Here is a 23,600-nt window from a genome sequence, read left to right on the forward strand (position 1 = left end):
ATGCATGGCAGAAGGTAGGGCGTTGAACGCTACAAATACCGCCCCATGATGTCGTCCACCACGCCTTCCTTGCGCAGCTGATCCAGCGCTGCCTGAAGCTTGGCCACGACGTCATCCGGCACGTCTTTGTTCAACGCCAGGTAAAGCTCGGCGCTGTTGAACCGCAGCACGGTCTTGAGCCCGTTCACGCCTTCCTGGCGCGCCAGATAGCGGCCTGCCGGGTCACCGGTGGCCCACAGGTCGATCTGGCCGTCGACCAGTTTTTTTGCGTTGTCCTGATCCCGCAGCACGACAATCGGTTTCAATCCTTGCCTGGCCAGCGTCTCGGCAATCGCATCACCCTTGTAGGCGCCAATTTTGTATTTGCGCGCCTGCTCCAGCGACTCGAGGGTGATCTTGCTATCGGCCTTGGCCAGCATGATCCAGTCGTCCGGGCCGATAGGGCCGACCCACTTGAAGAGTTTCTCGCGGTCCGGCAAACGCGCCATCACGAACACGCCATAACCGGGCTTTTCCAGGGCGAGTTTGTAGATGCGCTCCCAAGGGAAACGCAGCGTCAGGCTGTAGGTGATGTCGGCGCGCTTGAACATCTCGCGGACGATATCCACGGCGATGCCATTGATGTTCTCGTCCTGAGCGAAGTTCTTGCCGTTTTTCGCCATGTTGTACGGCGGGAAATTTTCCGTCAGCAACACCAGGCCAGGGCCGGGACTTTCTTCGGCGCGAGCCCCGTTGATGAGCAACAAAGAAGCGCTGGCAAGGACAAGAAGAAGACGTTTAAGCATGTCGGGCTACCGGAATCCATGGCGTGCCCAAGAGTGCCCTGAGCCCGCCATACTGTCCACTGGCCTGTACCGTTTAACGCATCACGATGCCGCGATGAGCCATGTAGGCCTTGGCTTCCTGCACGGTGTATTCACCGAAGTGGAAAATACTCGCCGCCAGCACCGCGCTGGCGTGGCCTTCGAGGATGCCGTCGGCCAAGTGCTGAAGGTTGCCGACACCGCCGGACGCGATCACCGGAATGCCCAGCGCATCACTGATGGCGCGGGTGACGCCCAGGTCGAAACCGTTTTTCATGCCGTCCTGGTCCATGCTGGTCAGCAGGATTTCACCGGCGCCCAGACCTTCCATCTTCTTCGCCCATTCAACGGCGTCGAGACCGGTTGGCTTGCGACCACCGTGGGTGAAGATTTCCCAGCGTGGGGTTTCGCCCGGGCCGGAAACCTTCTTCGCGTCGATGGCGACGACGATGCACTGCGAGCCGAAATGCTGCGCCGCTTCGCCGACGAACTCCGGATTGAACACCGCAGCGGTGTTGATCGAAACCTTGTCCGCACCGGCATTGAGCAAGTTGCGAATGTCTTGCACGGTACGCACGCCGCCGCCCACGGTCAGCGGGATGAACACCTGGCTGGCCATGCGCTCGACGGTGTGCAGCGTGGTGTCGCGGCCGTCGACGCTGGCGGTGATGTCGAGAAAGGTAATCTCGTCGGCGCCCTGTTCGTCGTAACGACGAGCGATTTCCACCGGGTCGCCGGCGTCGCGAATGTTCTCGAACTTGACGCCCTTGACCACCCGGCCGTTATCCACGTCCAGGCAAGGGATGATGCGTTTGGCCAGCGCCATGGTCAGTCCTCAGCCTTTGTACGAATCGCAGAAAGCTTGCGCTTGCGCAACATCGAGGGTGCCTTCGTAAATCGCCCGGCCGGTGATGGCGCCGATGATGCCTGGCGCCTTGGCGTCGAGCAGCGACTTGATGTCACCCAGATTGTGGATACCGCCGGAAGCGATCACCGGAATCTTCGTCGCAGCGGCCAGGGCGGCGGTGTACGAAACGTTGCAGCCCTGCATCATGCCGTCTTTGGCGATGTCGGTATAAACGATCGCCGACACGCCGTCGGCTTCGAATTGCCTGGCCAGGTCGATGACCTGAACGGTGCTGATTTCAGCCCAGCCGTCGGTGGCGACAAAACCGTCTTTGGCATCCAGACCGACAATCACCTTGCCCGGGAATGCACGGCAGGCTTCGGCCACGAAAGCCGGGTCTTTCACGGCTTTGGTGCCGATGATCACGTAGCTCACGCCCGCTTTCACGTAGTGCTCGATGGTTTCCAGGGAACGGATACCGCCACCGATCTGAATCGGCAGGTTCGGGTAGCGCTTGGCGATGGCGGTGACCACTTCGCCGTTGACCGGCTGGCCTTCGAAGGCGCCGTTCAGGTCGACCAGATGCAGACGGCGGCAACCGCCCTCCACCCACTTGGCAGCCATGCTCACCGGGTCATCGGAGAACACCGTGGAATCTTCCATGCGGCCCTGGCGCAGACGAACACAGGCACCGTCTTTGAGATCGATAGCGGGAATAATCAGCATCTGGCAAACCTTCAAATTCGAGTGTTCAGCTTCGCTCGGAAATCAGTTTTTCTCGAGCGCCCACAGGTCGCTTTCGATGCTTTCGAACCTCTCTTTGAGGTGCGTCTGCACATCGAAAATCGCCCTGTTGTAATAGTGCGGAGCAATTTCGCGGGTAAACAGCTCCAGGATTTCAGCCGCTTCGAATGAACCCAGGTCCAGTTCGAAGCGATCTTCCATGAAGCGTTTGATCTTGTGATTGGCCTCGCTCTCCTGCTCGGGAGTGAGGGTCAGGATCGGCGGCTTGCCCTTCTTGACGGCCATTTACCAGCGACCATCCCACGCGGCGAAGTTCTGCAGCAATTGCAGGCCATGGGTGTGGCTCTTCTCCGGGTGGAATTGCACGGCAAAACGCGAGCCGTCGGCCAGCGCTGCGGCAAAATCGACACCGTAGTGACCGCTACCCACCACCTGCCGCGCATTGCCGGCGGCGATGTAGTAGCTGTGCACGAAGTAGAAACGCGCCAGGTCCGGAATGTTGTGCCACAGCGGGTGAGTCACCGTCTGCTTCACTTCGTTCCAGCCCATGTGCGGCACTTTCAGGTGTTCGCCGTCTTCGTGCAGATCCTTGCCGAAGAACTTCACCTGGCCTGGAAACAGGCCGATGCAATCGACGCCGTCGTTTTCTTCACTGCTGTCGAGCAAGGCTTGCATGCCCACGCAAATGCCGAGGAACGGACGGTCCTGGCTGACTTCACGCACCAGCGTGTCGAAACCCAGACGACGGATCTCCGCCATGCAATCGCGAATCGCGCCGACGCCGGGGAATACCACCCGGTCGGCTTCGCGAATCACATCGGCATCGCTGGTGATCAGCACCTTGCCGGCACCGACATGCTCGAGGGCCTTGGCCACCGAGTGCAGGTTGCCCATGCCGTAATCGATAACCGCAACCGTCTGCATTACAGAACGCCTTTGGTCGAAGGCATCTGCCCGGCCATGCGGTCATCCAGCTCTACTGCCATGCGCAGGGCGCGGCCGAAAGCCTTGAACACGGTCTCGATCTGGTGGTGGGTGTTGTGCCCACGCAGATTGTCGATGTGCAGGGTGACGTTGGCGTGGTTGACGAAGCCCTGGAAAAATTCCTGGAACAGGTCAACGTCGAAACCGCCGACGGTAGCGCGGGTATAAGGAACATGCATCTGCAGGCCAGGGCGGCCGGAGAAGTCGATCACCACACGCGACAGCGCTTCATCGAGCGGCACGTAGGCGTGGCCGTAGCGACGGATGCCTTTCTTGTCGCCGATGGCTTTGGTGAAGGCCTGACCCAGGGTGATACCGACGTCTTCCACCGTGTGGTGGTCGTCGATATGCAGGTCGCCCTTGCTGACAATATCCAGGTCGATCAGCCCGTGACGGGCGATCTGGTCCAGCATGTGCTCAAGAAAAGGTACACCGATATCAAATCGGGCCTTTCCGGTGCCATCCAGGTTGATCGAGGCTTTGATCTGGGTTTCCAGAGTGTCGCGCTCGACAGACGCCATACGTTCGGCCATCACCAGCTCCGCAAAATCATTGGGGCGAAAAAGGCAGCCATTATAGGGTCGCGGGCGCTAAACAGAAACATGAGAGGTGATATCACTGACGGAGTGAACCCCCTACCGTCGGGGATAGACATGTCAGTACAAGCGTGTGAATCAAATTCTGCGGTTGTGGAAACAAGTGTGGGAGCGAGCCTGCTCGCGATAGGGCCATCACATTCAACATCTATGTTGACTGTCAGGCCGCTATCGCGAGCAGGCTCGCTCCCACAGGGATGATGCGTTTACTTAATGGAACAACACCGCAGTCTTCTGCAGCGTCACCCACACACCCCACGCCAACGGAATACCCACCACCAGCCACGCCGCCACCGCCAACGGCTTGGTGCCCGCATCCGCTTTCCACTCCAGCACGGTGCTGCTGTCGGCACCTTTGTCGTGGCCCAGCGCCTGTTCGGCGGCCAGTTCAGCGTCGGTCATGAAGTACTTGTCAGCCACCGGGCGAACCATCAGGTTGCACAGGAAACCCAACACCAGCAGGCCCGCGAGGATGTACAGGGTGATGTCGTAAGCCGCGGCACGTTCAACGCCGATGCTCAGTTGATATTCACGCAGGTAGTTCACCAACACCGGCCCCAGCACACCCGCCGCCGCCCAGGCCGTCAGCAGACGACCGTGGATCGCGCCGACCATTTGTGTGCCGAACAGGTCCGCGAGATACGCAGGCACCGTCGCAAAACCACCACCGTACATCGACAGGATGATGCAGAACGCCGCCACGAACAGTGCAACGCTGCCCAGGTGACCGAGGTTCGGGATCAGCGCGTACAGGGCAAAACCCAGGGCAAAAAACACGAAGTAGGTGTTTTTGCGACCCAGGTAGTCCGAGAACGAAGCCCAGAAGAACCGGCCACCGATGTTGAACAGGCTCAGCAAACCGGTGAAACCGGCAGCAATCGCAGCGATCGAAGCCAGTTGCGAAGCGTCCAGCTGACCGAACGTCAGGTCGTTGCCGAGCAATTTACCGGCGAACACTTCCTGCAACAGCGGCGAAGCCATGCCAAGGATACCGATACCCGCCGACACGTTCAGGCACAGCACCAGCCACACCAGACGGAATTGCGGGGTCTTCCACGCCACATTCACGTGGACGTGACGGTGGGTAATCATCGCGTTGGAAGCTTTCTTCACCGGAGCGGTCCAGCCTTCAGGCTTCCAGCCGGTTGGCGGAACACGGTAGGACAGCGCGCCACCGATCATGAACACGAAGTAGATCGCGGCCATCACCAGGAAGCTCTGCCACACACCGACGCTGGTTGGCGAAGCGAAGTGGCCCATCAGGGCTGCGGCCAACGGAGCACCGACCATCGCGCCACCACCGAACCCCATGATCGCCATGCCGGTCGCCATGCCGCGCTTGTCCGGGAACCATTTGATCAGGGTCGAGACCGGCGAGATGTAACCCAGCCCCAGGCCGATACCGCCAATGACCCCGGAGCCGATCCACATCAGCCAGATCTGATGGGTATAGACCCCCAGTGCCGAAATCAGCAGACCGCCACACCAGCACAGTGCCGACACAACACCGGCCTTGCGAGGACCTGCGTGTTCCAGCCAGCCACCCCAGATCGCTGCCGAGCAGCCAAGGAAGATGAAGAACAGGGTGTAGATCCAGCCGAGCATCGAAATCGGCCAGTCGCATTGAGACGAAAAGACCTGAGCGATGAAGCTCATGTCCGGCGCGCAAGCCATTGGCTTGGTGACGCCCAGGGCTTTGGACAACGGCAACCAGAACACCGAAAAGCCATAGGCCATGCCGATGCACAGGTGAATGGCCAGAGCGGCCGGTGGTACAAGCCAACGGTTAAAACCGGGCTTGGCGATGATGCGCTCCTTGGACAGGAACGCGGGCCGGTCGGCAACGCCGTCCGCCGTGATGCTGGTAGTCATGGTGAATCCCCCAATTATTAGTATGGTTCGCCAGCCGCCTCTCACCCTCAGCCTTATGCACGCAGGCGTGACTGTTTTTTAGGTGAAGCTCCACTTTGGTGCGACATCACGTCGCAGAAGGACGGACGAACGGGCAAAGGGTACCATTTGAACGTGACAGAAAAACCAAACTGATATCACCTTTTGTATGTCATCTGTTCTCGTACAACCGCAAGAACATGTTTTCATGCGTAGGCGCTGCCGCAGGCTGCTCCTGCGGGGCCGGATTAACCTTTCAAAGGAAGCGCCATGCCGATCATTGTCGAGCCGCTGAACCAAGCCACTTATCAGGATCAGCAAGATCTGCAGAAGATCTACCGCGATGCCCCTGACTGGCTGTTCGCGCCATTTACAGGGGATGCAGAACTGATAGAAGTCTGCCTGCAGGACGGCTCGCTGATCGCCGGACGCTTCAATGACCGACTGTTGGGCGCGGCCCGTTTGCAACGGCGGCACCAGGACATCTGGCATTTGTCCCATTTATGCGTACGAAAAATCACCCGTCGTCGTGGCGTTGCCGAGCGTTTAGTGAACGAAGCGCAGAGAATGGCGTCGCAATCGGGCGCGACGTTGCGCCTGCTGGTGCCTGCCGGGCACCTCGAAGCTCAAGCGCTGGCGGCTAAGCTGAAGATATCGCTGGATGTGCTCCCAACGTGATCGCCAAACGGTCGTGCACTTCGGAGCGCTATACTCCCCGGCTAAATTTCGAATTCGACTAATACAAAGGACTCGCCCATGAAAGCGTTCGGCAAAATCCTGGGTCTGGTACTTCTCGGGCTGTTGCTGATCATTGTGGCGCTGGGCTTTGCCCTGACCCACTTCTTCGATCCCAACGACTATAAAGACGAGATTCGCCAGATTGCCCGCGACAAGGCCCACATCGAGCTGACGCTCAATGGCGATATCGGCTGGAGCCTGTTTCCCTGGCTCGGCCTGGAATTGCACGAAGCCAGTGTTGCGACCCTGGCCAAACCCACCGAGCCGTTTGCCGACTTGCAGATGCTGGGCCTCTCGGTCCGTGTGATTCCGCTGCTGCGTCGTGAAGTGCAAATGAGCGATGTGCGTGTCGAAGGACTGGACCTGCGCCTGAATCGCGACAAGGACGGTCATGGCAACTGGGAAGACATCGGCAAAGTTCCGGCGCCTGCCACCCCGAGCGGCACGGCCACGCCGCCGGCCACCACCGGCGCACCGGCACCAACGACCACCACCCAGGCAGAAAAACCGGCTCAGCCGATCCGCCTGGACATCGACAGCCTGACCGTCAACAACGCCCGCGTTGAATACAGCGACGAGAAAACCGGCAAACAGTTCAGCGCCGAGAGCATCCAGCTCAGCACCGGCCCGGTACACGACTCGACCAACATTCCGGTCAAGCTCACCGCGTTCCTTGGCACCAACCAACCGGTTCTGCGGGTACGCACCGAATTGGCCGGCGAGTTGCGTTTCGAACGCGCGCTACAGCGTTACAAATTCGAAGACATGAAACTCTCTGGTGAAGTCGCCGGCGATCCTCTGCAAGGCAAGACCATGACCTTCGCCGCCCAAGGCCAGCTGCTGCTGGACAAGGCCGCCAACGTCGCCGAATGGACCGGCATCAAAATCTCCGCCAACCAGCTACGCGCCTTGGGCGAGCTGAAGGCCAACGACCTCGACAAGACTCCGCAGATCAGCGGTGGCCTGTCGATTGCCCAATTCGATCTGGCGAAATTCGTCGACAGCATCGGCCAGAAACTTCCGGCGATGGCCGAAGGCAGCCTGAGCAAAGTCGAACTGGTCAGCCAGATTGCCGGCACGCCAACCAGTCTGTCGCTCGACAACATCAATCTGAAGGTCGACGACAGCAGTTTCAGCGGCCGCATCGCTGTCGAGGACTTCGCCAAGCAATCGCTACGGGCAAGCCTCAAGGCCGACACCTTCAATGTCGACCGTTACCTGCCGCCAAAATCTGCCGAGGCCAACAGCGCGACGCAGGTGCGTAAGGCCGAAGTGGCCAGCACCGAGGCCGATGCCATGGCCGGCGCGGGCAGTACACCGCTGCCGCCGTCACCCACCAGCGGCCCGTGGAGTACCGAGCGCCTGTTACCGGTTGAGCGCCTGAGCAAACTCGACATTGACGCCGACCTGACCTTCGGCCTGCTGACCCTCGACAAACTGCCGATTCAGAACGCTGCACTCAAGGCCAACGGCCAGGGCGGTCTGCTGACCCTGGAGAACTTGCGCGGCGATCTGTACGACGGCAACTTTGAAGCCAAGGGCACCCTGGATGTGCGCCAGCCAATGCCGGCACTGAACCTGCAAACGCACATCAGCAAAGTGCCAGTGGAAAAAATCCTCGAAAGCCAGGGGAAAAATCCACCGGTCCAAGGCCTCGTTACGCTCGACAGCGCGCTGACAGGGAGCGGCAACAGCCAGAAAGCGCTGATCGAAAGCCTCAATGGCAACGCCAGCTTCGTCATCAACAACGGCATGTTGCTCAATGCCAACCTTGAGCAGCAACTGTGCAAAGGCATCGCCACCCTGAACCGCAAAACCCTCAGCGGCGAACCGAAGGGCAAGGACACGCCGTTCGAAGAACTCAAGGGCAACCTGATCTTGCGTAATGGCGTGGCCAACAACCCGGACCTGAAAGTGCGCGTCCCGGGCATGACCGTCAACGGTAGCGGCGACATCGACCTGCGGGTGATGGGCATGGATTATCGTGTCGGCATCATCGTCGAAGGCGACAAGAGCGACATGCCGGACCCGGCCTGCCAGATCGGCGAGCGCTACGTCGGCATCGAATGGCCACTGCGCTGCCGTGGCCCACTGGAACTGGGCGCCAAGGCTTGCCGCCTCGACAACGAACGCATGGGACAAGTCGCCAGCAAACTGGCCGGCGAGCGGATCAGCGAAAAAATCGACGAGAAACTTGGCGATAAAGTCAGCCCGGAACTGAAAAACGCGCTCAAGGGGCTGTTCAAGCGATGAGAGCCGAGCAGTTTTCAACGGCGGTACTGGATTGGTACGACCTCCACGGCCGCCACGATTTGCCTTGGCAACAGGGCATCACCCCATACCGGGTGTGGGTCTCGGAAATCATGTTGCAGCAGACCCAGGTCAGCACCGTGCTGAATTATTTCGACCGCTTCATGGCCTCGCTACCAACGGTCGAAGCCCTGGCCGCCGCGCCGGAAGACGAAGTGCTGCACCTGTGGACCGGCCTCGGCTACTACACCCGCGCACGCAATCTGCAGAAGACCGCGAAAATCGTCGTCGCCGAATATGGCGGCGAATTTCCCCGTGATGTGGAAAAGCTCACCGATCTGCCGGGTATTGGCCTGTCCACCGCTGGCGCGATTGCCAGCCTGAGCATGGGCCTGCGGGCGCCGATCCTCGATGGCAACGTCAAACGGGTGCTGGCGCGCTTTACCGCGCAAGAGGGTTATCCGGGCGAGCCCAAGGTTGCCAAACAGCTGTGGGCCAACGCTGAGCGCTTTACGCCGTATGATCGGGTCAACGCCTACACCCAGGCGATGATGGACCTGGGCGCCACGCTCTGCACCCGCAGCAAACCGAGCTGCCTGCTTTGTCCGCTGAAAAAGGGCTGCGAAGCGCACATGCTTGGCCTGGAAACCCGCTACCCGGTCCCCAAACCGCGCAAGGCCGTGCCTCAGAAGCGCACGCTGATGCCGATGCTCGCCAATGGCGAAGGCGCGATTCTGCTTTACCGTCGCCCTTCCACGGGCTTGTGGGGCGGTCTCTGGAGCTTGCCGGAACTCGACGACCTCGACGACCTGCAACATCTGGCTTCGCAGCATTCGCTGGAATTGGGCAACCAACAGGCACTGCCAAGCCTGGTGCATACCTTCAGCCACTTTCAATTATCCATCGAACCCTGGCTGGTTCAGGTCCAGGAGGCCGGCCATCACGTGGCCGAGGCCGACTGGCTCTGGTATAACCTCGCCACCCCGCCGCGCCTGGGCCTTGCCGCCCCGGTCAAAACCTTGCTCGAACGCGCGGCCGCCGTATTGAACGCAGGAGAGTCGTCATGACCCGCACCATCATGTGCCGCAAGTACAAAGAAGAATTGCCCGCCCTGGAGCGCGCTCCATTTCCGGGTGCAAAAGGTCAGGACATTTTTGACCACGTCTCGGCCAAGGCCTGGGCCGACTGGCAGAAACACCAGACCCTGCTGATCAACGAAAAACGCCTGAACATGATGAACGCCGAAGACCGCAAATACCTTCAGGGCGAGATGGACAAGTTCTTTTCCGGCGAGGAATACGCCAAGGCTGAAGGCTACGTTCCGCCGGCTGAATAATCCCGTTTTTTCGGGGGTCGGATCGTAAGCGACGGTAATAATTAAAATTTTTTTGAAAACTTTCTTGACGACCCTCTGAAAAACCAGTTTAATGCGCCCCGTTGCCCAGATAGCTCAGTCGGTAGAGCAGGGGATTGAAAATCCCCGTGTCGGCGGTTCGATTCCGTCTCTGGGCACCAAATACCGAGAACCCTGAATCGCAAGATTCAGGGTTTTTTTATGCCCGCGATTTAATCAGTTATCACGCAAGCCACTCTCTCCTGACTAGTTTTCACCCCCCCAGTGGAAAACCAGATTGCGAGCGGCGCCGCTGCCTATATCCGCTGTATCACGCCGCACCTCACCTTTATGCGTCGCGACAACGGTGTACTTGCCGGCAGGCAACTGAACGTAAACCAGCGGCCCGGCCTGACTCACTGTCAGCACGGTCTGCCCTGCGGCTTTCTGAATAACCAGGTCCACATCGGGAACGTATTCATCCTGAGGCCCAGTGGAGAAGGTCATGTGCAGGTTGTAGCCTTTGGTTTGCTGAATGGCTTTAGCCTCATCCTCTCCGATCCCCCCGGACAAGTAGGTAATCCCGTTTTGCAGTTGCGGCTGGACTTGCACGGCTGAGCTGTCGACCGGCTCAAGACTGGCGGCGTTAATCACGACTGGAAACATCAGTGCGCCGACAGCGGCGATGGACAGCATGAATGAATGGACGTTCTTCATGATGGTGACTCCCGGGTTGCGTAGAACCCACTCGTTACTCTTTTTAGATTTGTTACCGAATGTTCAAGTTTTAGATCGATTCGCACTTGGGCTCACAGCGAATCGGACTACGTGACGTGCGCCTCATGCATGGGCTGCCGTCGGCCCGGTCCTGCAAAGCAAATCTGCCTTTCCTTCCGATTTACCAGCCGCGCCCGGCATCGCGGGCTATCGCTCTCTTGCCATCCTCTTGCGCCTGTTTCCTTCAGCCGCGGAAAATCTCATGAACTCCCTCAAACCCGGTAACACTCAAGATCCACAGATCACGTCACTGCTCGGCAATCTTGGCGAATTGATTAAGGAAGCGCGCCAGAAGGTACTGCGAGCGGTCGATACCGTTCAGGTGCAAACCTGTTGGCAGATCGGACGGCATATTGTGGAGCTCGAGCAGGAAGGCGCTCGGCGGGTGGTGCATGGAAAGCAGTTGCTATCGACGCTGGCGAAAGTCCTCACTTCCGAGTTCGGGAAAGGTTTTGACGAACGCAACCTGCGCTACATGCGGGACTTTTATCAGACCTTTCCAATCTGGAACGCAGTGCGTTCCGAATTGAGCTGGGCCCACTACCGCAGACTGCTACGAGTCGACAACGACAACGCTCGCCACTGGTACATGAACGAATCTGCTCTGCAGAACTGGTCAAGTCGCGCCCTCGAGCGCCAGATCAATACCCTCTATTACGAACGCCTGCTGGCAAGCCGCGACCGGCCCGCTGTCAAACAGGAAGCCGCCACCAACATCCAGCAAATGAACGCCAGCCCTCGGGAGTTCATCCGCGACCCGGTGCTACTGGAGTTTCTCGGCTTGCCCAATGCGGGCCTGATCCAGGAAAGCGAGCTTGAGCAAGCATTGATCAATCAACTCCAGGGCTTCCTGCTGGAACTGGGCAAAGGCTTCGCCTTCATCGCTCGCCAGCAACGTATCAGTACCGACAGCAAAGACTTCTACATCGACCTGGTGTTCTACAACTACCTGCTCAAGTGCTTCGTCATCTTCGACCTCAAGCGCGGCGAACTGACCCACCAGGATGCCGGCCAGATGGACATGTACGTGCGCCTGTACGACGACCTCAAGCGCGGACCGGAAGATGGCCCTACCGTCGGCCTCATTCTCTGCGCACAGAAAGATGAATCGGTGGTGCGCTATTCAGTGCTGCAAGGCAATGAACAACTGTTCGCCAGCACATACAGACTGGTGCTGCCGAGCGAGGAGGAACTTCGCGCAGAACTGGCTCGGGAATGGGCGGTGATTGAAGAGCGGTTACTCAAGCAGAGGCCCCGATGAGCACGGGTGGATTGTTCATGAACGGCGCGAAGACTATGGTGATTGGCTAGCCGCAAAGGTTTGAAGGCGATGAATTTACAGGACATGCCCTCACTGGCCCCGACGCAACTTGAATTGCCATTACCCACCGGCATATCCGGTGAATTTTTCGAGGAACCCGCCGCCGACGGCTTCATCCTTGGCGGCTTCACCTGGCGACATGCAAATCAAGACCCGACCCGCCCGGTGGTGATCATCAACGCCGCTACTTCAGTCCGTTGCCGACACTATTCGCGCTTTGCCGATTACCTCTTCGCCAACGGCTTCGACGTGATCACCTATGACTACCGCGGCATCGGCGAGTCGCGCCCTGCGTCGCTGAAGGGGCTTGAGGCCTCATGGTCCGATTGGGGGGCGTTGGATTTCGAGGCGATGCTGCAAAGGGCGCAACGCGAGTTTGCGGAACAACCCATCAATGTCGTCGGCCACAGCTTCGGCGGTTGCGCAGCCGGGCTGGGAGCCTCCGGGCATGTGATCCGACGCCTGGTGACGGTGGGTGCGCAGTTCGCTTACTGGCGCGACTATGCCCCTGCCCACCGTTGGCGGATGCTCGCCAAGTGGCATATGGTGATGCCGTTGATGACACTGCTTTACGGCTACTTCCCCGGCAAACGTCTCGGCTGGCTGGAAGACACACCGGCCGGTGTCGTCCGCGACTGGAGCATGCCCGCCGCCCAATATGAGAAACGCCCCAGCGCTCGCGTCATCCACGCCAAAAGCGGCCAGCTGCCGTTCGGGAACGTCACCGCCCAAACGCTGGCCATCAGCCTCAGTGACGACCCGTACGGCACGATTCCGGCCATCGAACGCCTGCTTGGCTACTTCATCAACAGTACAAACACCCACCTGCGCCTCACCCCTGAAGACATCGGTGAAGAAGAAGTCGGACATTTCGCCTTTTTTCGCAGCGCATACCAAGCCACACTATGGCCCATTGCATTGTCCTGGCTGCAGACCGGCGAGCTGGCCCCCGATATACCCGGGCGGCGAGTGCCACGCAGCTAATTGATGCGCCCCCTCACGAATTACGGAACGATGCCCATGGCCTCCGCCAACAAGCAGAACAAACGCGCCTCCCGCGCCAAAGCCAAGACCAAGCAGAACCGCACCCAGCGGGCCGCCGCGCCGGTCGAGCTGGACCCGAACGACGATCGCATCGATTTCGAATCGGTGGACCTGACCGAACTGTTCAAGAAAATGATCGACGCCGAAAAAACCAGTCAGCAAGCGATGTGCGCGGCCTTCCTCGAAGACCCGCTGCTGGAACTGGTTTACGAACAGGAAGGCGAAGAAGGCGCGATGGATTTCATCCTCGCGGCACTGATCGAATATCGCCAATGGTCCACCGAGACAGACGAAGCCGGCGCTTTGGCGTGGATCGAATCCCCGGCCTTCCAGGCCGACTACGTGGCGGCATCCGACGCCATCGCGGCCCAAACCCAACAGAAAACCAACTGAGTTCCCATGGCATCCCTGAACAAACAACAGAAACGCGCCAAACGCGCCAAGGCCAAAGCCAAGCAAATCAATATCCACGGCAGAAAACCCGCCGAGCTGGACGACGACCTGGGCGAACTCGGCGAGCCGATCCCGGAATACACCCTGGCGATGTTCAGCAAAATGCGTGACGCCGAGTCCACCAGCCGCAACGACATGCTGCTGACCCTGCTGTCGAACCTCGCCGAGATCATCAGCGACCATCCAGAACTGCTGGACATGGAAAACGCCGACAACGAAGCCATGGCCGCCACGCACCTGGCCGCCGACATGCTGATCGACTACCGCATGTGGGCCGATGGCATGGACCGCGATGCCGCCCAGGCCTGGCTGACCGACCCGCAATTCATCACCGATTTTGGCGATGCGCTGGACAGTTATCGCCAGTCGCTGGACCTGCCGGTCGAAAAGGTCGAATAAAGCTACCCCACAAGTAAAAACGGCCGCTTGTCATCACTGACAGCGGCCGTTTTGCGTTACGCGGTACGAATCAGTTCAGCACCACCGCGCCCACTTTCTGCAGCTTGCGACGACGGGCCACAAACAACCCGGCAGCCACCACCAACAGGCTCAGCAAACCAGTCGCGAGGATCTCCACGCGATGGGCTTCCTGGAACAGCATGATGGTCAGGGCCGCAACGATGAATATGATCACCGCGTAGGTCAGGCCCGGGAACAGCCACATGCTGAAGGCGATTTTTTCACCGCGAGCCATACGCTGTTTGCGCATACGCAGTTGCGAAATCGCGATCACCAGGTACACCAGCAACGCGATGGCGCCAGAGCTGGCCAGCAGGAATTCGAATACAGCGGCCGGAGCCACGTAGTTGGCGAACACTGCAAGGAACGCCGCGGCGGTCGACAGCATCACGGCCCAGTAAGGTGTGCCGCTGCTGTTGGTGCGCTGGGAAACGGCCGGCGCATCGCCGCGTTTGCCTAACGAGAACATCATGCGTGAAGCGGTGTAGAGCGCCGAGTTCAGGCAGCTGGTTACCGCAACCAGAACCACGATATCGACGATCAGCTTGGCATTCGGGATACCCATGCGCTCCAGCACGGTCTGGTAGGAACCGACGCTGGCGAGAATCGGATCATTCCATGGCACCAAGGCCACAACGATGAAGATGGAGACGAGGTAGAACAAGCCGATCCGCCAGATGACCGAGTTGGTAGCCTTGGAAATCTGCTGGCCAGGGTTCTTCGATTCCGCGGCCGCGATGGTCACGATCTCGGTGCCCATGAAAGAGAACATGGTGGTCAGGATGGCACCCAGCACAGCGCCCATGCCGTTTGGCAGGAAGCCTTGCGTGTCGAACAGGTGCGACACGCCGCTGACCTGGCTGGTAGGCAGGAAGCCGAAGATCGCCAGAATGCCGAGGCCGATAAAGCCAATGATCGCCACGACTTTGACCAGGGCGAACCAGAATTCGAACTCACCATAGTTCTTCACACTGAACAGGTTGGTCACCGTTAGCAGCAACGTGATAACCAAGGTGAAGGCCCAGATCGCCACATTCGGGAACCAGGCATGCAGAATGGTTGCGGCGGCATTAGCCTCCAGCGGGATGACCAAAACCCAGAACCACCAGTAGAGCCAGCCGATGGTGAAACCGGCCCAGTGACCGATCGCGCGATCGGCGTACGTCGAGAAGGAGCCTGTGTCTGGCGATGCAACGGCCATCTCGCCGAGCATTCGCATGACCAGAACCACCAGAGCACCGGCGGCAGCATAGGCCAACAGCACAGCCGGGCCTGCGGCGGCGATGGCATGACCGGAACCGACGAACAGCCCGGCGCCGATAACCCCGGCGATCGACAGCATCGTCACATGACGCGGTTTTAGCCCCTGTTCGAGACCATTGGAGGAGCTTTGGCTACTGCTCATTAATACTACCTTTGCAAGGAAAGCGATGACGTCGGCCCGGTCTGACATTCCTTCTCGTAAAAAGAATCCAACAGGGCGTTTCTTATTCTGCACGCAATAATTGCGCCAAAATGTTTCATGCTCCCGTGACACGGGGCCTGCGCGCTGATCGAGCCGTCATCGCAAGTCATTGAGATTAATGGCATTTAGCCAGAGCGTTACTCTGCCACCCACTTCGGTAACGAATGAGCGCACCAAAAAGCACATCAAGAAATACACGCACGCACAATAAAAGTGCACTTCAGGTACGTTTGTCCGGTTAGCGCTTCCAACACCCTGCCAAAGCTGGCAACATCGCGCCTTTTTTTACGCGACAGCCGCGCCGAAGCGTGTTCAAACGGCTGTTCGGTTGTTGATGGGGCGACAGTCTGCTGTGCCGATGCGACAACCTGCCACATGCCACCTGTTTACCGTCCGTAGCGCTGTTGGCTGCCATTCGAACGCTATGCTAGCTTGGCCGCCTCGCCAGGAAGGCCGCCAACAGCAGGAGCGCAACACACTATGAGGAACGCACATGGCTGAGGCCACGCCCGCGCTTGAAATCCGCAACTTGCACAAACGCTACGGACAGCTGGAGGTGCTCAAAGGCATCTCGCTGACCGCCCGCGACGGCGATGTGATCTCGATCCTGGGTTCCTCCGGTTCCGGCAAGTCCACATTCCTGCGTTGCATCAACCTGCTGGAAAACCCGCACCAGGGCCAGATTCTGGTGGCCGGCGAAGAACTCAAACTTAAGGCCTCCAAGAACGGCGAACTGGTTGCCGCCGACGGCAAGCAGATCAATCGCCTGCGCAGCGAGATCGGTTTTGTATTTCAAAACTTTAATCTCTGGCCGCACATGAGCGTGCTCGACAACATCATCGAAGCCCCGCGCCGCGTGCTCGGCCAAAGCAAAGCCGAAGCCATTGAAGTCGCCGAAGCCCTGCTGGCCAAGGTCGGCATCGCTGACAAGCGCCACGCTTACCCGGCGCAACTCTCCGGCGGCCAACAGCAACGCGCGGCTATCGCCCGTACCCTGGCGATGCAGCCCAAGGTGATTCTGTTCGACGAGCCCACCTCCGCCCTTGACCCGGAAATGGTCCAGGAAGTACTTAATGTCATTCGCGCATTGGCCGAAGAAGGTCGCACCATGCTGCTCGTGACTCATGAAATGGGCTTCGCCCGTCAGGTTTCCAGCGAAGTGGTGTTCCTCCACCAGGGCCTGGTAGAAGAACAAGGATCGCCGCAGCAGGTGTTTGAAAACCCGCTTTCTGCGCGCTGCAAACAATTCATGTCCAGCAACCGCTAACGGAGCTACCCGCATGCAGAACTACAAAAAAATCTTCCTGGCCGCTGCTGTCACCCTGGCCTTCAGCGCCGGTGCCGCCGCCGAGACCTTGAAGATGGGCATCGAAGCGGCCTACCCACCGTTCAACAACAAAGATGCCAGTGGCAATGTCGTCGGCTTCGACAAAGACATCGGCGACGCCCTGTGCGCCAAGATGAAAGTCGAGTGCACCGTGGTCACGTCCGACTGGGACGGCATCATCCCGGCCCTGAACGCCAAGAAGTTCGACTTCCTGATCTCCTCGATGTCGATCACCGACGAGCGCAAGCAAGCGGTGGATTTCACCGCCCCGTACTACTCCAACAAGCTGCAATTCATCGCCAAGAAAGACGTCGACTTCAAAACCGACAAGGCTTCCCTGCAAGGCAAAGTGATTGGCGCACAACGTGCGACTCTGGCCGGCACCTGGCTGGAAGACAACATGGAAGGCGTTGAAGTCAAACTCTACGACACCCAGGAAAACGCCTATCTGGACCTGACTTCGGGTCGTCTGGACGGCATCCTGGCCGACAAGTACGTCAACTACGAGTGGCTGAAAAGCGACGCCGGCCGTCCTTACGAATTCAAGGGCGATCCAGTGGAAGAAAGCGACAAGATCGGTATCGCTGTTCGCAAGAACGACCCGATCCGCGACAAGCTGAACAGCGCACTGAAAGAGATCGTCGCTGACGGCACCTACAAAAAGATCAACGACAAGTACTTTCCGTTCAGCATCTATTGATTCTGACCTGCCTGACCGGCGCCGTTCGCTGACGGCGCCAGTCTTTGGCCTTGCCTGCCGCGATTTGAAAAGAAAGCCATGATTATCGACCTCTACGGATTCGGCCCGGCGCTCGCCGCTGGCGCGCTGATGACTGTGAAACTGGCACTCTCGGCCTTGTGCCTGGGGCTGGTGCTCGGTCTGCTCGGCGCCTTGGCCAAAACTTCCCCGTACAAGCCGCTGCAATGGCTTGGCGGTACTTATTCAACGCTGGTTCGCGGCATCCCGGAATTGCTCTGGGTGCTGTTGATCTACTTTGGCACGGTCAACCTGATGCGTGCCCTGGGCGAGTTCTTCGGCAACCCCGACCTCGAACTCAACGCCTTCGCCGCCGGTGTGATTGCGCTGGGGCTGTGCTTCGGCGCCTACGCGACGGAAGTGTTTCGTGGTGCGATTCTGGCGATCCCCAAAGGTCACCGTGAAGCCGGCGTGGCCCTGGGCCTGTCGAAATTTCGCATCTTCACCCGGTTGATCATGCCGCAAATGTGGCGCATCGCCCTTCCCGGCCTGGGCAACCTGTTCATGATCCTGATGAAAGACACTGCACTGGTCTCCGTCATCGGCCTGGAAGAAATCATGCGTCATGCTCAAATCGGCGTGACCGTGTCCAAGCAACCGTTCACCTTCTATATGGTGGCCGCCTTCATGTATCTGGGCCTGACCATTCTGGCCATGACCGGCATGCATTTTATGGAACGACGCGCCGCTCGCGGCTTCGCGAGGAGCACTCAATGAACTGGGAAGTCATCATCAAGTGGCTGCCGAAACTGGCTCATGGCGCGACGCTGACCCTGGAGTTGGTAGCCATCGCCGTGATCGCCGGGTTGCTGCTGGCAATTCCGCTGGGCATCGCTCGCTCGTCGCGACTCTGGTACGTGCGGGCATTCCCCTACGGCTACATCTTCTTTTTCCGTGGCACACCGTTGTTGGTTCAGCTGTTTCTGGTCTACTACGGCCTGGCGCAGTTCGACGCAGTGCGTAACAGCTCGATGTGGCCGTATCTGCGCGATCCGTTCTGGTGCGCCACGGCGACCATGACCCTGCACACCGCGGCCTACATCGCCGAGATCCTGCGCGGCGCGATCCAGGCGATTCCACCGGGCGAAATCGAAGCGGCACGGGCACTGGGCATGTCCCGGGCCAAAGCGCTGTTCTACATCATGCTGCCCCGTGCCGCGCGCATCGGCCTGCCGGCGTACAGCAACGAAGTGATCCTGATGCTCAAGGCCAGCGCCCTGGCCAGCACCGTGACCCTTATGGAACTGACCGGTATGGCCCGCACCATCATTGCTCGCACCTACCTGCCGGTGGAGATCTTCTTCGCCGCGGGCATGTTCTATCTGCTGATGGCTTACGTGCTGGTTCGCGGCTTCAAGCTGCTGGAGCGCGGGCTGCGCGTCGATGCCTGCCAAGGGCGTTGATTCCTCCTGCGTGCTGACGGGCGAGTCCCTGCTCGCCCGCTTCACTGCGCTGGATGCTTTTCTGATTGAGCATCAGGCGCTGTGGAAGCCTCGACCGTTTACTCATCTGCAATTGCCTTGGGAATCGTCCTGCCCGGAGTTGGGGTTTTGGCTACGCGGGCGGTCGCTGGAGGATGCGGAAAACAGTCATAACCAACCTTGCTTGCTCGATGCGCCGGAACCGTTTGCTTCATTGGCGGCAATGTCTCTTGAACTGAGCGCGCTGGGTGAATTGCCGACGCATGCGCTGGAAGCGGCTGGTCATCGATTGAACGTGGATGTTCCGGGGCGCAAGTGGCAGCAGATCGAAGCCTTCGCCAGTCGGTTGGGGTTCGCTTCAGCACCCAAGCATTGGCTGGATTGGTGTTCAGGCAAAGGCCATTTGGGGCGACGCCTGCTGCAAGCCGGGCAACAACTGACCTGCCTGGAATACGACCCGGCGCTGGTCGCCAGCGGCCAGGCGCTCAGCCAGCGTCATCAATTGCATGCGCTGCATGTCGAGCAGGATGTGCTCGCGCCTGGCGCCGCCTCTTTATTGAACGCCGATCACACGCCTGTCGCGCTGCACGCCTGCGGTGATCTGCATGTGCGACTGATTCAGCTCGCCAGCGCCGCCAATTGCAAACAACTGGCCATCGCACCGTGCTGTTACAACCGGATCAGTCTGAACACCTATCAGCCGCTTTCCTGTGCGGCTGAGCGCTCCGACCTACATCTCTCCCTCGATGATCTGGCGCTGCCGATGAGCGAAACCGTCACCGCCGGTGCTCGCGTCCGACGCCAGCGCGACACCTCAATGGCCCGACGCCTGGCCTTTGACCTGCTGCAACGACAACTGCGCGGCGTCGACGAATACCTGCCGACCCCTTCCCTGCCCAGCGCCTGGCTGGACAAACCTTTCGCCGATTACTGTCGCGATCTGGCTGCACTCAAAGACTTATCCACAGTCGACGCGCCAGATTGGACTACACTCGAAACCGCCGGTTGGCAGCGATTGGCCGAAGTGCGCAACCTGGAGCTGTTGCGAGGCCTTTTCCGACGGCCGCTGGAGCTGTGGCTGGTACTTGATCGGGCACTTTTCCTCATAGAGCAGGGTTACGCCGTTCGCCTCGGCACCTTCTGTGAAACCCTGCTCACACCGCGAAATTTTTTGCTCCTCGCAGAACGCCCTTAAACAGCCACAGCCTGTGGATAACTCTGTTGATGGAATTATCGTGGATCCAATATCTACGCTGTTTTACGCCTGAAACGCTACTGGTCATTTTTTGTTCACACAAATAAAAAACCTGCAAAACAGGCATTTGCGGACAAATGAGAACGAGTCTACAAAATCGAAATGAACAGACAATCGCCCCTGGTCCATTGTGCATAAGCATTTCATCAAAACGACATAACTGCCGAATACCGGATGAAAATCGACTTCGAAAACCACCTCGCCGCCGCCCTGCAACGCGCCGAACACGCCGAAGCGCAGCTGCGAGCCATGCAAAACAGCCGAGCCTGGCGCACCCTTCAGAAACTCAAGAAAGTACTGGTTCGCGCCTGACCAGACGCCTGCGCAAAAATAGTCTGAATTCAGGGGTTTACAGAACCAACCCAATCGCTATAATCGTCGCCCTAACACGCCGGTATAGCTCAGTTGGTAGAGCAACTGACTTGTAATCAGTAGGTCCCGGGTTCGACTCCTGGTGCCGGCACCATACAAAACAAAGCCCTCGCAGAAATGCGAGGGCTTTGTTGTTTCTGGGGTTTTGATTTTTTTTTTGCAGCAGGGGCGGTAATCAATCGAACGCCGTCGACGCCGAAAGGTGCTCCCATTCGTCGATTTCCGCCTGAAGTTGCGCAATCTTTTCGCGCACCAGCCTTACCGCATCCTTGCCTAGCAATAGATGAACCGGCGGCTTTTCGGCGGCGACCAGGGTCAATAATGCCTGCGCCGCCTTGTGCGGATCACCAGCCTGCTTGCCACTCTTCTCTTTACGCGCCTTGCGGACCGGATCGAACACCGGGTCATAGTCACTCAAAGTGCGACCGGAACGGATCATCGAGCGCCCCGCCCATTCGGTACGGAACGACCCAGGTGCCATAGCGGTCACGTGGATACCCAGGCTTTCTACTTCTTCAGCCAGCGCTCCGCTGACACCTTCCAGGGCGAATTTACTGCCGCTGTAGTAGGCGATTCCCGGCAAGGTGATGTAGCCGGCCATGGAGGTGATGTTGATGATGTGCCCACTGCGCCGCTCACGCATACCAGGCAGAACCGCTTTGATCATGGCCACCGCGCCAAACACATTGACATCGAACTGGCGCTGCATTTCAGTCAGCGGCGATTCCTCGAGAATGCCTTCATGACCATAGCCAGCGTTATTCACCAACACGTCGATCCGGCCCACCTCGCGCAGGACATCGGCTACCAGCGGCTCGATTGCCGGGTAATCGGTGACGTCGAGCACGAACGCTTTGGCTCGATGGGCGTCCAGCGCCTCGAACGCGGCACACTCGGATTCGCGCCGCACCGTACCCACCACCGTATGCCCTGCCGCCAATGCGGCTTGCGAAAACGCCAGGCCGAAACCTGAACTGACACCGGTGATCAGAAAAACCTTGTGTACTTGAGTACTCATAGTGCGCGCTCCAATGACAGCGCCGTCGACAATGATCGACGGCGCTGTGGACGGCTCTTAGTGACCCGCACTCTGCCCACCATCGACATGCAAGATCTCGCCGGTGACAAAGTTGGCGCTGTCCAGATAAACAACAGCCTGCGCAATGTCGCTGATCTCACCCATGTGCCCAACCGGGTGCAGATTCCCCAGGGCTTCGTGAGTTTCCTCACCATGCATCGGCGTTTTGATGATCCCTGGGCTGACCGCATTCACCCGAATCCCGCGCTTGGCGTACTCAATGGCCAGGGATTTGGTCGCTGCGTTCAAACCACCCTTGGTCAACGACGCCAGTACCGACGGTACGCCGTCGATGGCGTGGTCCGTCAGGCTGGTGGTGATGTTGACGACGTGGCCGCGGCCTTGTTTTTCCATCTCGGTGATCGCGAGTTGGGTGATGTAAAAGAAGCCATTCAGGTTCACCGACAGCACAGCGGCGTAGTCTTCTTGGGTGTAGGCGGTGAACGGTTTGGCGACGAAGATTCCGGCGTTGTTGATCAGGGTGTCGACGCGGCCGAAACGTTCGATCGCTTCACGGATGACTCGCTGGGCGATTGCCGGGTCGCCGATGTCGCCGGCAACGGTGAGGATGTCCGGGTCGGTGGATGGCTGGATCGAACGCGATGTAGCGACCACCCGATAATCGAGATCACGGAAAGCCTTGACCATGCCTGCGCCGAGACCTTGGGAGGCGCCAGTAATAACGATGACTTTTTTCGAATTGCTCATGATGAACCTCTACTAATAAATGATGGTTAAAAAGTGATCAATCAAGCTTCGGCGGGGGCCTGTGCCATTTGCCTCAGCATCTGTTCGTAGTACTCGACCGATTGCGAACCGGACACCAGGTGACGACCGTTAAGCACCATGGCCGGTACCGAATTGATGCCGCGCTCGCGGTAAAACGCCTCAAGCTCACGCACCTCGTTGGCGAACGCTCCAGACGCCAGCACTTCGCCCGCACGCTCTGCATCCAGTCCCGCCTCAGCCGCCAGACGCACCAGCGTCTGGTGATCGCTCGGGTTCTGGCCGGCGGCGAAGTAAGCACGCAGCAATGCTCGCTTGAGCGCAATCTGCCGCCCTTCCTGCAACGCCCACAACAACAGCCGATGAGCATCAAACGTGTTGTAGAAATGGGTGCGCTTCTCCAGATCGAACTTGAACCCGATGGCCTCACCGCGAGCGATCTGCATCGCTTTGCCGGCGGCGACTTCTTCAGCGCTGCGCCCGTATTTGCGCATCAAGTGCTCGACCGCGTTCTCGCCTTCCACCGGCATGTCCGGGTTCAATTCGAAGGGCTTGAAGGTCAGCTCGACGGAGACTTCCCCGGCCACGTTCTCGATCGCTTGCTCCAGCGCCGTCGCGCCCAAGGCACACCAGGGGCACACCACATCGGAGACGAAATCGATGGTGACGGACGCGGTCATGATTGCCCGTCCGACTCAGCCAATTGCTTTCGGTACTGGGTGGTGGTGATCCCGGCATAGCCCCAGTTATCGGTGTCGACTTCCTCGATCACGATGTGGGTCAGGTCCGGGCGTTTATTGAGGACGCGTTCTAAGGTTTCAGTGATTTCGGCGATCACCTGAGCTTTCTGCTCTGAGGTAACGCCATCGCGGGTAATGCGTACGCTGACAAAAGGCATGATGAGTCTCCAGTGACCTTCCCTTCGGGGTGAAGGGGTAGGTGCCGGTCTTATACACATCT

At 59.0% G+C, this 23,600-nt stretch carries 26 protein-coding genes, 2 tRNA genes and 1 pseudogene; 16 read left to right on the forward strand and 13 right to left on the reverse strand.

Annotated elements, in window-relative coordinates; all coding sequences use genetic code 11:
* Window positions 1-29 precede the first annotated feature (29 nt).
* The 7 genes from KGB14_RS20500 to KGB14_RS20530 all read right to left on the reverse strand — a co-directional run bounded on the left by KGB14_RS20500 (window position 30) and on the right by KGB14_RS20530 (window position 5,846).
* Window positions 30-785 (reverse strand): substrate-binding periplasmic protein, encoded by a 756-nt coding sequence (locus KGB14_RS20500; protein WP_223488523.1) that lies wholly within the window; start codon window positions 783-785, stop codon window positions 30-32.
* 73 nt (window positions 786-858) lie between these two features.
* The gene (hisF, locus tag KGB14_RS20505) at window positions 859-1,629 is read right to left on the reverse strand and encodes an imidazole glycerol phosphate synthase subunit HisF (RefSeq protein ID WP_007897430.1); all 771 of its coding nucleotides are present in this window, start codon (window positions 1,627-1,629) and stop codon (window positions 859-861) included.
* Between the two features lie 9 nt (window positions 1,630-1,638).
* Window positions 1,639-2,376, reverse strand: coding sequence for a 1-(5-phosphoribosyl)-5-[(5-phosphoribosylamino)methylideneamino]imidazole-4-carboxamide isomerase (gene hisA / locus KGB14_RS20510; protein WP_223488524.1), 738 nt, complete (start codon window positions 2,374-2,376; stop codon window positions 1,639-1,641).
* Window positions 2,377-2,418: 42 nt separating this feature from the next.
* On the reverse strand, window positions 2,419-2,679 hold the full coding sequence (locus KGB14_RS20515; protein WP_223488525.1) for a DUF2164 domain-containing protein: 261 nt from the start codon (window positions 2,677-2,679) through the stop codon (window positions 2,419-2,421).
* A complete protein-coding gene (hisH, locus tag KGB14_RS20520; protein ID WP_223488526.1) occupies window positions 2,680-3,318 on the reverse strand; it encodes an imidazole glycerol phosphate synthase subunit HisH in 639 nt (212 codons plus the stop codon).
* Window positions 3,318-3,911 (reverse strand): imidazoleglycerol-phosphate dehydratase HisB, encoded by a 594-nt coding sequence (gene hisB / locus KGB14_RS20525; RefSeq protein WP_007939452.1) that lies wholly within the window; start codon window positions 3,909-3,911, stop codon window positions 3,318-3,320. The genes hisH and hisB overlap by 1 nt, the downstream gene beginning before the upstream one ends.
* A 273-nt stretch (window positions 3,912-4,184) precedes the next feature.
* Entirely contained in the window at window positions 4,185-5,846 is a 1,662-nt protein-coding gene (locus tag KGB14_RS20530; protein WP_223488527.1) for an OFA family MFS transporter, read from the reverse strand.
* Window positions 5,847-6,134: 288 nt separating this feature from the next.
* Here KGB14_RS20530 and KGB14_RS20535 point away from each other — a divergent pair, with 288 nt between their 5' ends.
* From KGB14_RS20535 to KGB14_RS20555, 5 genes are all read left to right on the forward strand, one after another.
* Window positions 6,135-6,542 carry an acetyl-CoA sensor PanZ family protein gene (locus tag KGB14_RS20535; RefSeq protein ID WP_223488528.1) on the forward strand — a complete coding sequence of 136 codons (408 nt, stop codon included), beginning with the start codon at window positions 6,135-6,137 and terminating at the stop codon, window positions 6,540-6,542.
* A 78-nt stretch (window positions 6,543-6,620) separates the two neighbouring features.
* The gene (locus tag KGB14_RS20540; RefSeq protein WP_223488529.1) at window positions 6,621-8,855 is read left to right on the forward strand and encodes an AsmA family protein; all 2,235 of its coding nucleotides are present in this window, start codon (window positions 6,621-6,623) and stop codon (window positions 8,853-8,855) included.
* Window positions 8,852-9,919: an A/G-specific adenine glycosylase gene (mutY, locus tag KGB14_RS20545; RefSeq protein ID WP_223488530.1), complete on the forward strand. Its 1,068-nt coding sequence runs from the start codon at window positions 8,852-8,854 to the stop codon at window positions 9,917-9,919. The genes KGB14_RS20540 and mutY overlap by 4 nt, the downstream gene beginning before the upstream one ends.
* Window positions 9,916-10,188 (forward strand): oxidative damage protection protein, encoded by a 273-nt coding sequence (locus KGB14_RS20550; protein ID WP_007897448.1) that lies wholly within the window; start codon window positions 9,916-9,918, stop codon window positions 10,186-10,188. Before mutY ends, KGB14_RS20550 begins: the two co-directional genes overlap by 4 nt.
* 103 nt (window positions 10,189-10,291) lie before the next feature.
* A tRNA-Phe gene (locus tag KGB14_RS20555) sits at window positions 10,292-10,367 on the forward strand.
* Between the two features lie 85 nt (window positions 10,368-10,452).
* On the opposite strand, the gene KGB14_RS20560 is transcribed toward KGB14_RS20555, so the two are convergent.
* A complete protein-coding gene (locus tag KGB14_RS20560) occupies window positions 10,453-10,902 on the reverse strand; it encodes a carboxypeptidase regulatory-like domain-containing protein (protein ID WP_223488531.1) in 450 nt (149 codons plus the stop codon).
* 262 nt (window positions 10,903-11,164) lie between these two features.
* Here KGB14_RS20560 and KGB14_RS20565 point away from each other — a divergent pair, with 262 nt between their 5' ends.
* From KGB14_RS20565 to KGB14_RS20580, 4 genes are all read left to right on the forward strand, one after another.
* A complete protein-coding gene (locus tag KGB14_RS20565; RefSeq protein ID WP_223488532.1) occupies window positions 11,165-12,223 on the forward strand; it encodes a YhcG family protein in 1,059 nt (352 codons plus the stop codon).
* A gap of 69 nt (window positions 12,224-12,292) precedes the next feature.
* Complete coding sequence (locus KGB14_RS20570) at window positions 12,293-13,267, forward strand: alpha/beta fold hydrolase (protein ID WP_223488533.1); 975 nt, start codon at window positions 12,293-12,295, stop codon at window positions 13,265-13,267.
* Between the two features lie 36 nt (window positions 13,268-13,303).
* Window positions 13,304-13,720, forward strand: coding sequence for a hypothetical protein (locus KGB14_RS20575; RefSeq protein ID WP_223488534.1), 417 nt, complete (start codon window positions 13,304-13,306; stop codon window positions 13,718-13,720).
* A gap of 6 nt (window positions 13,721-13,726) precedes the next feature.
* Window positions 13,727-14,179, forward strand: a complete 453-nt coding sequence (locus KGB14_RS20580) for a hypothetical protein (protein WP_223488535.1) — start codon at window positions 13,727-13,729, stop codon at window positions 14,177-14,179.
* A 70-nt stretch (window positions 14,180-14,249) separates the two neighbouring features.
* Here KGB14_RS20580 and gabP read toward each other — a convergent pair whose 3' ends face one another.
* The gene (gene gabP, locus KGB14_RS20585; RefSeq protein WP_223488536.1) at window positions 14,250-15,644 is read right to left on the reverse strand and encodes a GABA permease; all 1,395 of its coding nucleotides are present in this window, start codon (window positions 15,642-15,644) and stop codon (window positions 14,250-14,252) included.
* A gap of 553 nt (window positions 15,645-16,197) precedes the next feature.
* Between gabP and KGB14_RS20590 the strand changes: the two genes are divergently transcribed.
* From KGB14_RS20590 to KGB14_RS20620, 7 genes and pseudogenes are all read left to right on the forward strand, one after another.
* Complete coding sequence (locus KGB14_RS20590; protein WP_223488537.1) at window positions 16,198-16,971, forward strand: ABC transporter ATP-binding protein; 774 nt, start codon at window positions 16,198-16,200, stop codon at window positions 16,969-16,971.
* A gap of 13 nt (window positions 16,972-16,984) precedes the next feature.
* Window positions 16,985-17,731, forward strand: coding sequence for an ABC transporter substrate-binding protein (locus KGB14_RS20595; RefSeq protein ID WP_223488538.1), 747 nt, complete (start codon window positions 16,985-16,987; stop codon window positions 17,729-17,731).
* Between the two features lie 78 nt (window positions 17,732-17,809).
* Complete coding sequence (locus KGB14_RS20600; protein ID WP_223488539.1) at window positions 17,810-18,505, forward strand: ABC transporter permease; 696 nt, start codon at window positions 17,810-17,812, stop codon at window positions 18,503-18,505.
* Window positions 18,502-19,191 (forward strand): ABC transporter permease, encoded by a 690-nt coding sequence (locus KGB14_RS20605; protein ID WP_223488540.1) that lies wholly within the window; start codon window positions 18,502-18,504, stop codon window positions 19,189-19,191. Before KGB14_RS20600 ends, KGB14_RS20605 begins: the two co-directional genes overlap by 4 nt.
* Window positions 19,172-20,404: a methyltransferase gene (locus KGB14_RS20610; RefSeq protein ID WP_223488541.1), complete on the forward strand. Its 1,233-nt coding sequence runs from the start codon at window positions 19,172-19,174 to the stop codon at window positions 20,402-20,404. Before KGB14_RS20605 ends, KGB14_RS20610 begins: the two co-directional genes overlap by 20 nt.
* A gap of 243 nt (window positions 20,405-20,647) precedes the next feature.
* Window positions 20,648-20,776 (forward strand): annotated as a pseudogene (locus KGB14_RS20615) (FkbM family methyltransferase); the annotation flags it as partial.
* A 78-nt stretch (window positions 20,777-20,854) separates the two neighbouring features.
* Window positions 20,855-20,930 (forward strand) — tRNA-Thr (locus tag KGB14_RS20620).
* Between the two features lie 81 nt (window positions 20,931-21,011).
* Here the strand turns inward: KGB14_RS20620 and KGB14_RS20625 are convergent.
* From KGB14_RS20625 to KGB14_RS20640, 4 genes are read right to left on the reverse strand one after another with little or no spacing between them, the layout of a single operon-like run.
* Entirely contained in the window at window positions 21,012-21,854 is an 843-nt protein-coding gene (locus KGB14_RS20625; RefSeq protein WP_223488542.1) for an oxidoreductase, read from the reverse strand.
* Between the two features lie 57 nt (window positions 21,855-21,911).
* Complete coding sequence (locus KGB14_RS20630; RefSeq protein ID WP_223488543.1) at window positions 21,912-22,622, reverse strand: SDR family NAD(P)-dependent oxidoreductase; 711 nt, start codon at window positions 22,620-22,622, stop codon at window positions 21,912-21,914.
* A gap of 41 nt (window positions 22,623-22,663) precedes the next feature.
* Window positions 22,664-23,320 carry a DsbA family oxidoreductase gene (locus tag KGB14_RS20635; protein ID WP_223488544.1) on the reverse strand — a complete coding sequence of 219 codons (657 nt, stop codon included), beginning with the start codon at window positions 23,318-23,320 and terminating at the stop codon, window positions 22,664-22,666.
* Window positions 23,317-23,538 (reverse strand): tautomerase family protein, encoded by a 222-nt coding sequence (locus tag KGB14_RS20640; RefSeq protein ID WP_223488545.1) that lies wholly within the window; start codon window positions 23,536-23,538, stop codon window positions 23,317-23,319. The genes KGB14_RS20635 and KGB14_RS20640 overlap by 4 nt, the downstream gene beginning before the upstream one ends.
* Window positions 23,539-23,600 lie beyond the last annotated feature (62 nt).

Origin of the sequence: Pseudomonas sp. A-RE-19 (genome assembly GCF_019956555.1) — a bacterium.
Taxonomy (GTDB): Bacteria; Pseudomonadota; Gammaproteobacteria; order Pseudomonadales; family Pseudomonadaceae; genus Aquipseudomonas.

Bases quoted from the DNA above. Each gene is read 5' to 3' on its own strand.
- KGB14_RS20500 (WP_223488523.1), bottom strand. From the start codon at position 785: ATGCTTAAACGTCTTCTTCTTGTCCTTGCCAGCGCTTCTTTGTTGCTC.
- hisF (WP_007897430.1), bottom strand. From the start codon at position 1,629: ATGGCGCTGGCCAAACGCATCATCCCTTGCCTGGACGTGGATAACGGC.
- hisA (WP_223488524.1), bottom strand. From the start codon at position 2,376: ATGCTGATTATTCCCGCTATCGATCTCAAAGACGGTGCCTGTGTTCGT.
- KGB14_RS20515 (WP_223488525.1), bottom strand. From the start codon at position 2,679: ATGGCCGTCAAGAAGGGCAAGCCGCCGATCCTGACCCTCACTCCCGAG.
- hisH (WP_223488526.1), bottom strand. From the start codon at position 3,318: ATGCAGACGGTTGCGGTTATCGATTACGGCATGGGCAACCTGCACTCG.
- hisB (WP_007939452.1), bottom strand. From the start codon at position 3,911: ATGGCCGAACGTATGGCGTCTGTCGAGCGCGACACTCTGGAAACCCAG.
- KGB14_RS20530 (WP_223488527.1), bottom strand. From the start codon at position 5,846: ATGACTACCAGCATCACGGCGGACGGCGTTGCCGACCGGCCCGCGTTC.
- KGB14_RS20535 (WP_223488528.1), top strand. From the start codon at position 6,135: ATGCCGATCATTGTCGAGCCGCTGAACCAAGCCACTTATCAGGATCAG.
- KGB14_RS20540 (WP_223488529.1), top strand. From the start codon at position 6,621: ATGAAAGCGTTCGGCAAAATCCTGGGTCTGGTACTTCTCGGGCTGTTG.
- mutY (WP_223488530.1), top strand. From the start codon at position 8,852: ATGAGAGCCGAGCAGTTTTCAACGGCGGTACTGGATTGGTACGACCTC.
- KGB14_RS20550 (WP_007897448.1), top strand. From the start codon at position 9,916: ATGACCCGCACCATCATGTGCCGCAAGTACAAAGAAGAATTGCCCGCC.
- KGB14_RS20560 (WP_223488531.1), bottom strand. From the start codon at position 10,902: ATGAAGAACGTCCATTCATTCATGCTGTCCATCGCCGCTGTCGGCGCA.
- KGB14_RS20565 (WP_223488532.1), top strand. From the start codon at position 11,165: ATGAACTCCCTCAAACCCGGTAACACTCAAGATCCACAGATCACGTCA.
- KGB14_RS20570 (WP_223488533.1), top strand. From the start codon at position 12,293: ATGAATTTACAGGACATGCCCTCACTGGCCCCGACGCAACTTGAATTG.
- KGB14_RS20575 (WP_223488534.1), top strand. From the start codon at position 13,304: ATGGCCTCCGCCAACAAGCAGAACAAACGCGCCTCCCGCGCCAAAGCC.
- KGB14_RS20580 (WP_223488535.1), top strand. From the start codon at position 13,727: ATGGCATCCCTGAACAAACAACAGAAACGCGCCAAACGCGCCAAGGCC.
- gabP (WP_223488536.1), bottom strand. From the start codon at position 15,644: ATGAGCAGTAGCCAAAGCTCCTCCAATGGTCTCGAACAGGGGCTAAAA.
- KGB14_RS20590 (WP_223488537.1), top strand. From the start codon at position 16,198: ATGGCTGAGGCCACGCCCGCGCTTGAAATCCGCAACTTGCACAAACGC.
- KGB14_RS20595 (WP_223488538.1), top strand. From the start codon at position 16,985: ATGCAGAACTACAAAAAAATCTTCCTGGCCGCTGCTGTCACCCTGGCC.
- KGB14_RS20600 (WP_223488539.1), top strand. From the start codon at position 17,810: ATGATTATCGACCTCTACGGATTCGGCCCGGCGCTCGCCGCTGGCGCG.
- KGB14_RS20605 (WP_223488540.1), top strand. From the start codon at position 18,502: ATGAACTGGGAAGTCATCATCAAGTGGCTGCCGAAACTGGCTCATGGC.
- KGB14_RS20610 (WP_223488541.1), top strand. From the start codon at position 19,172: ATGCCTGCCAAGGGCGTTGATTCCTCCTGCGTGCTGACGGGCGAGTCC.
- KGB14_RS20625 (WP_223488542.1), bottom strand. From the start codon at position 21,854: ATGAGTACTCAAGTACACAAGGTTTTTCTGATCACCGGTGTCAGTTCA.
- KGB14_RS20630 (WP_223488543.1), bottom strand. From the start codon at position 22,622: ATGAGCAATTCGAAAAAAGTCATCGTTATTACTGGCGCCTCCCAAGGT.
- KGB14_RS20635 (WP_223488544.1), bottom strand. From the start codon at position 23,320: ATGACCGCGTCCGTCACCATCGATTTCGTCTCCGATGTGGTGTGCCCC.
- KGB14_RS20640 (WP_223488545.1), bottom strand. From the start codon at position 23,538: ATGCCTTTTGTCAGCGTACGCATTACCCGCGATGGCGTTACCTCAGAG.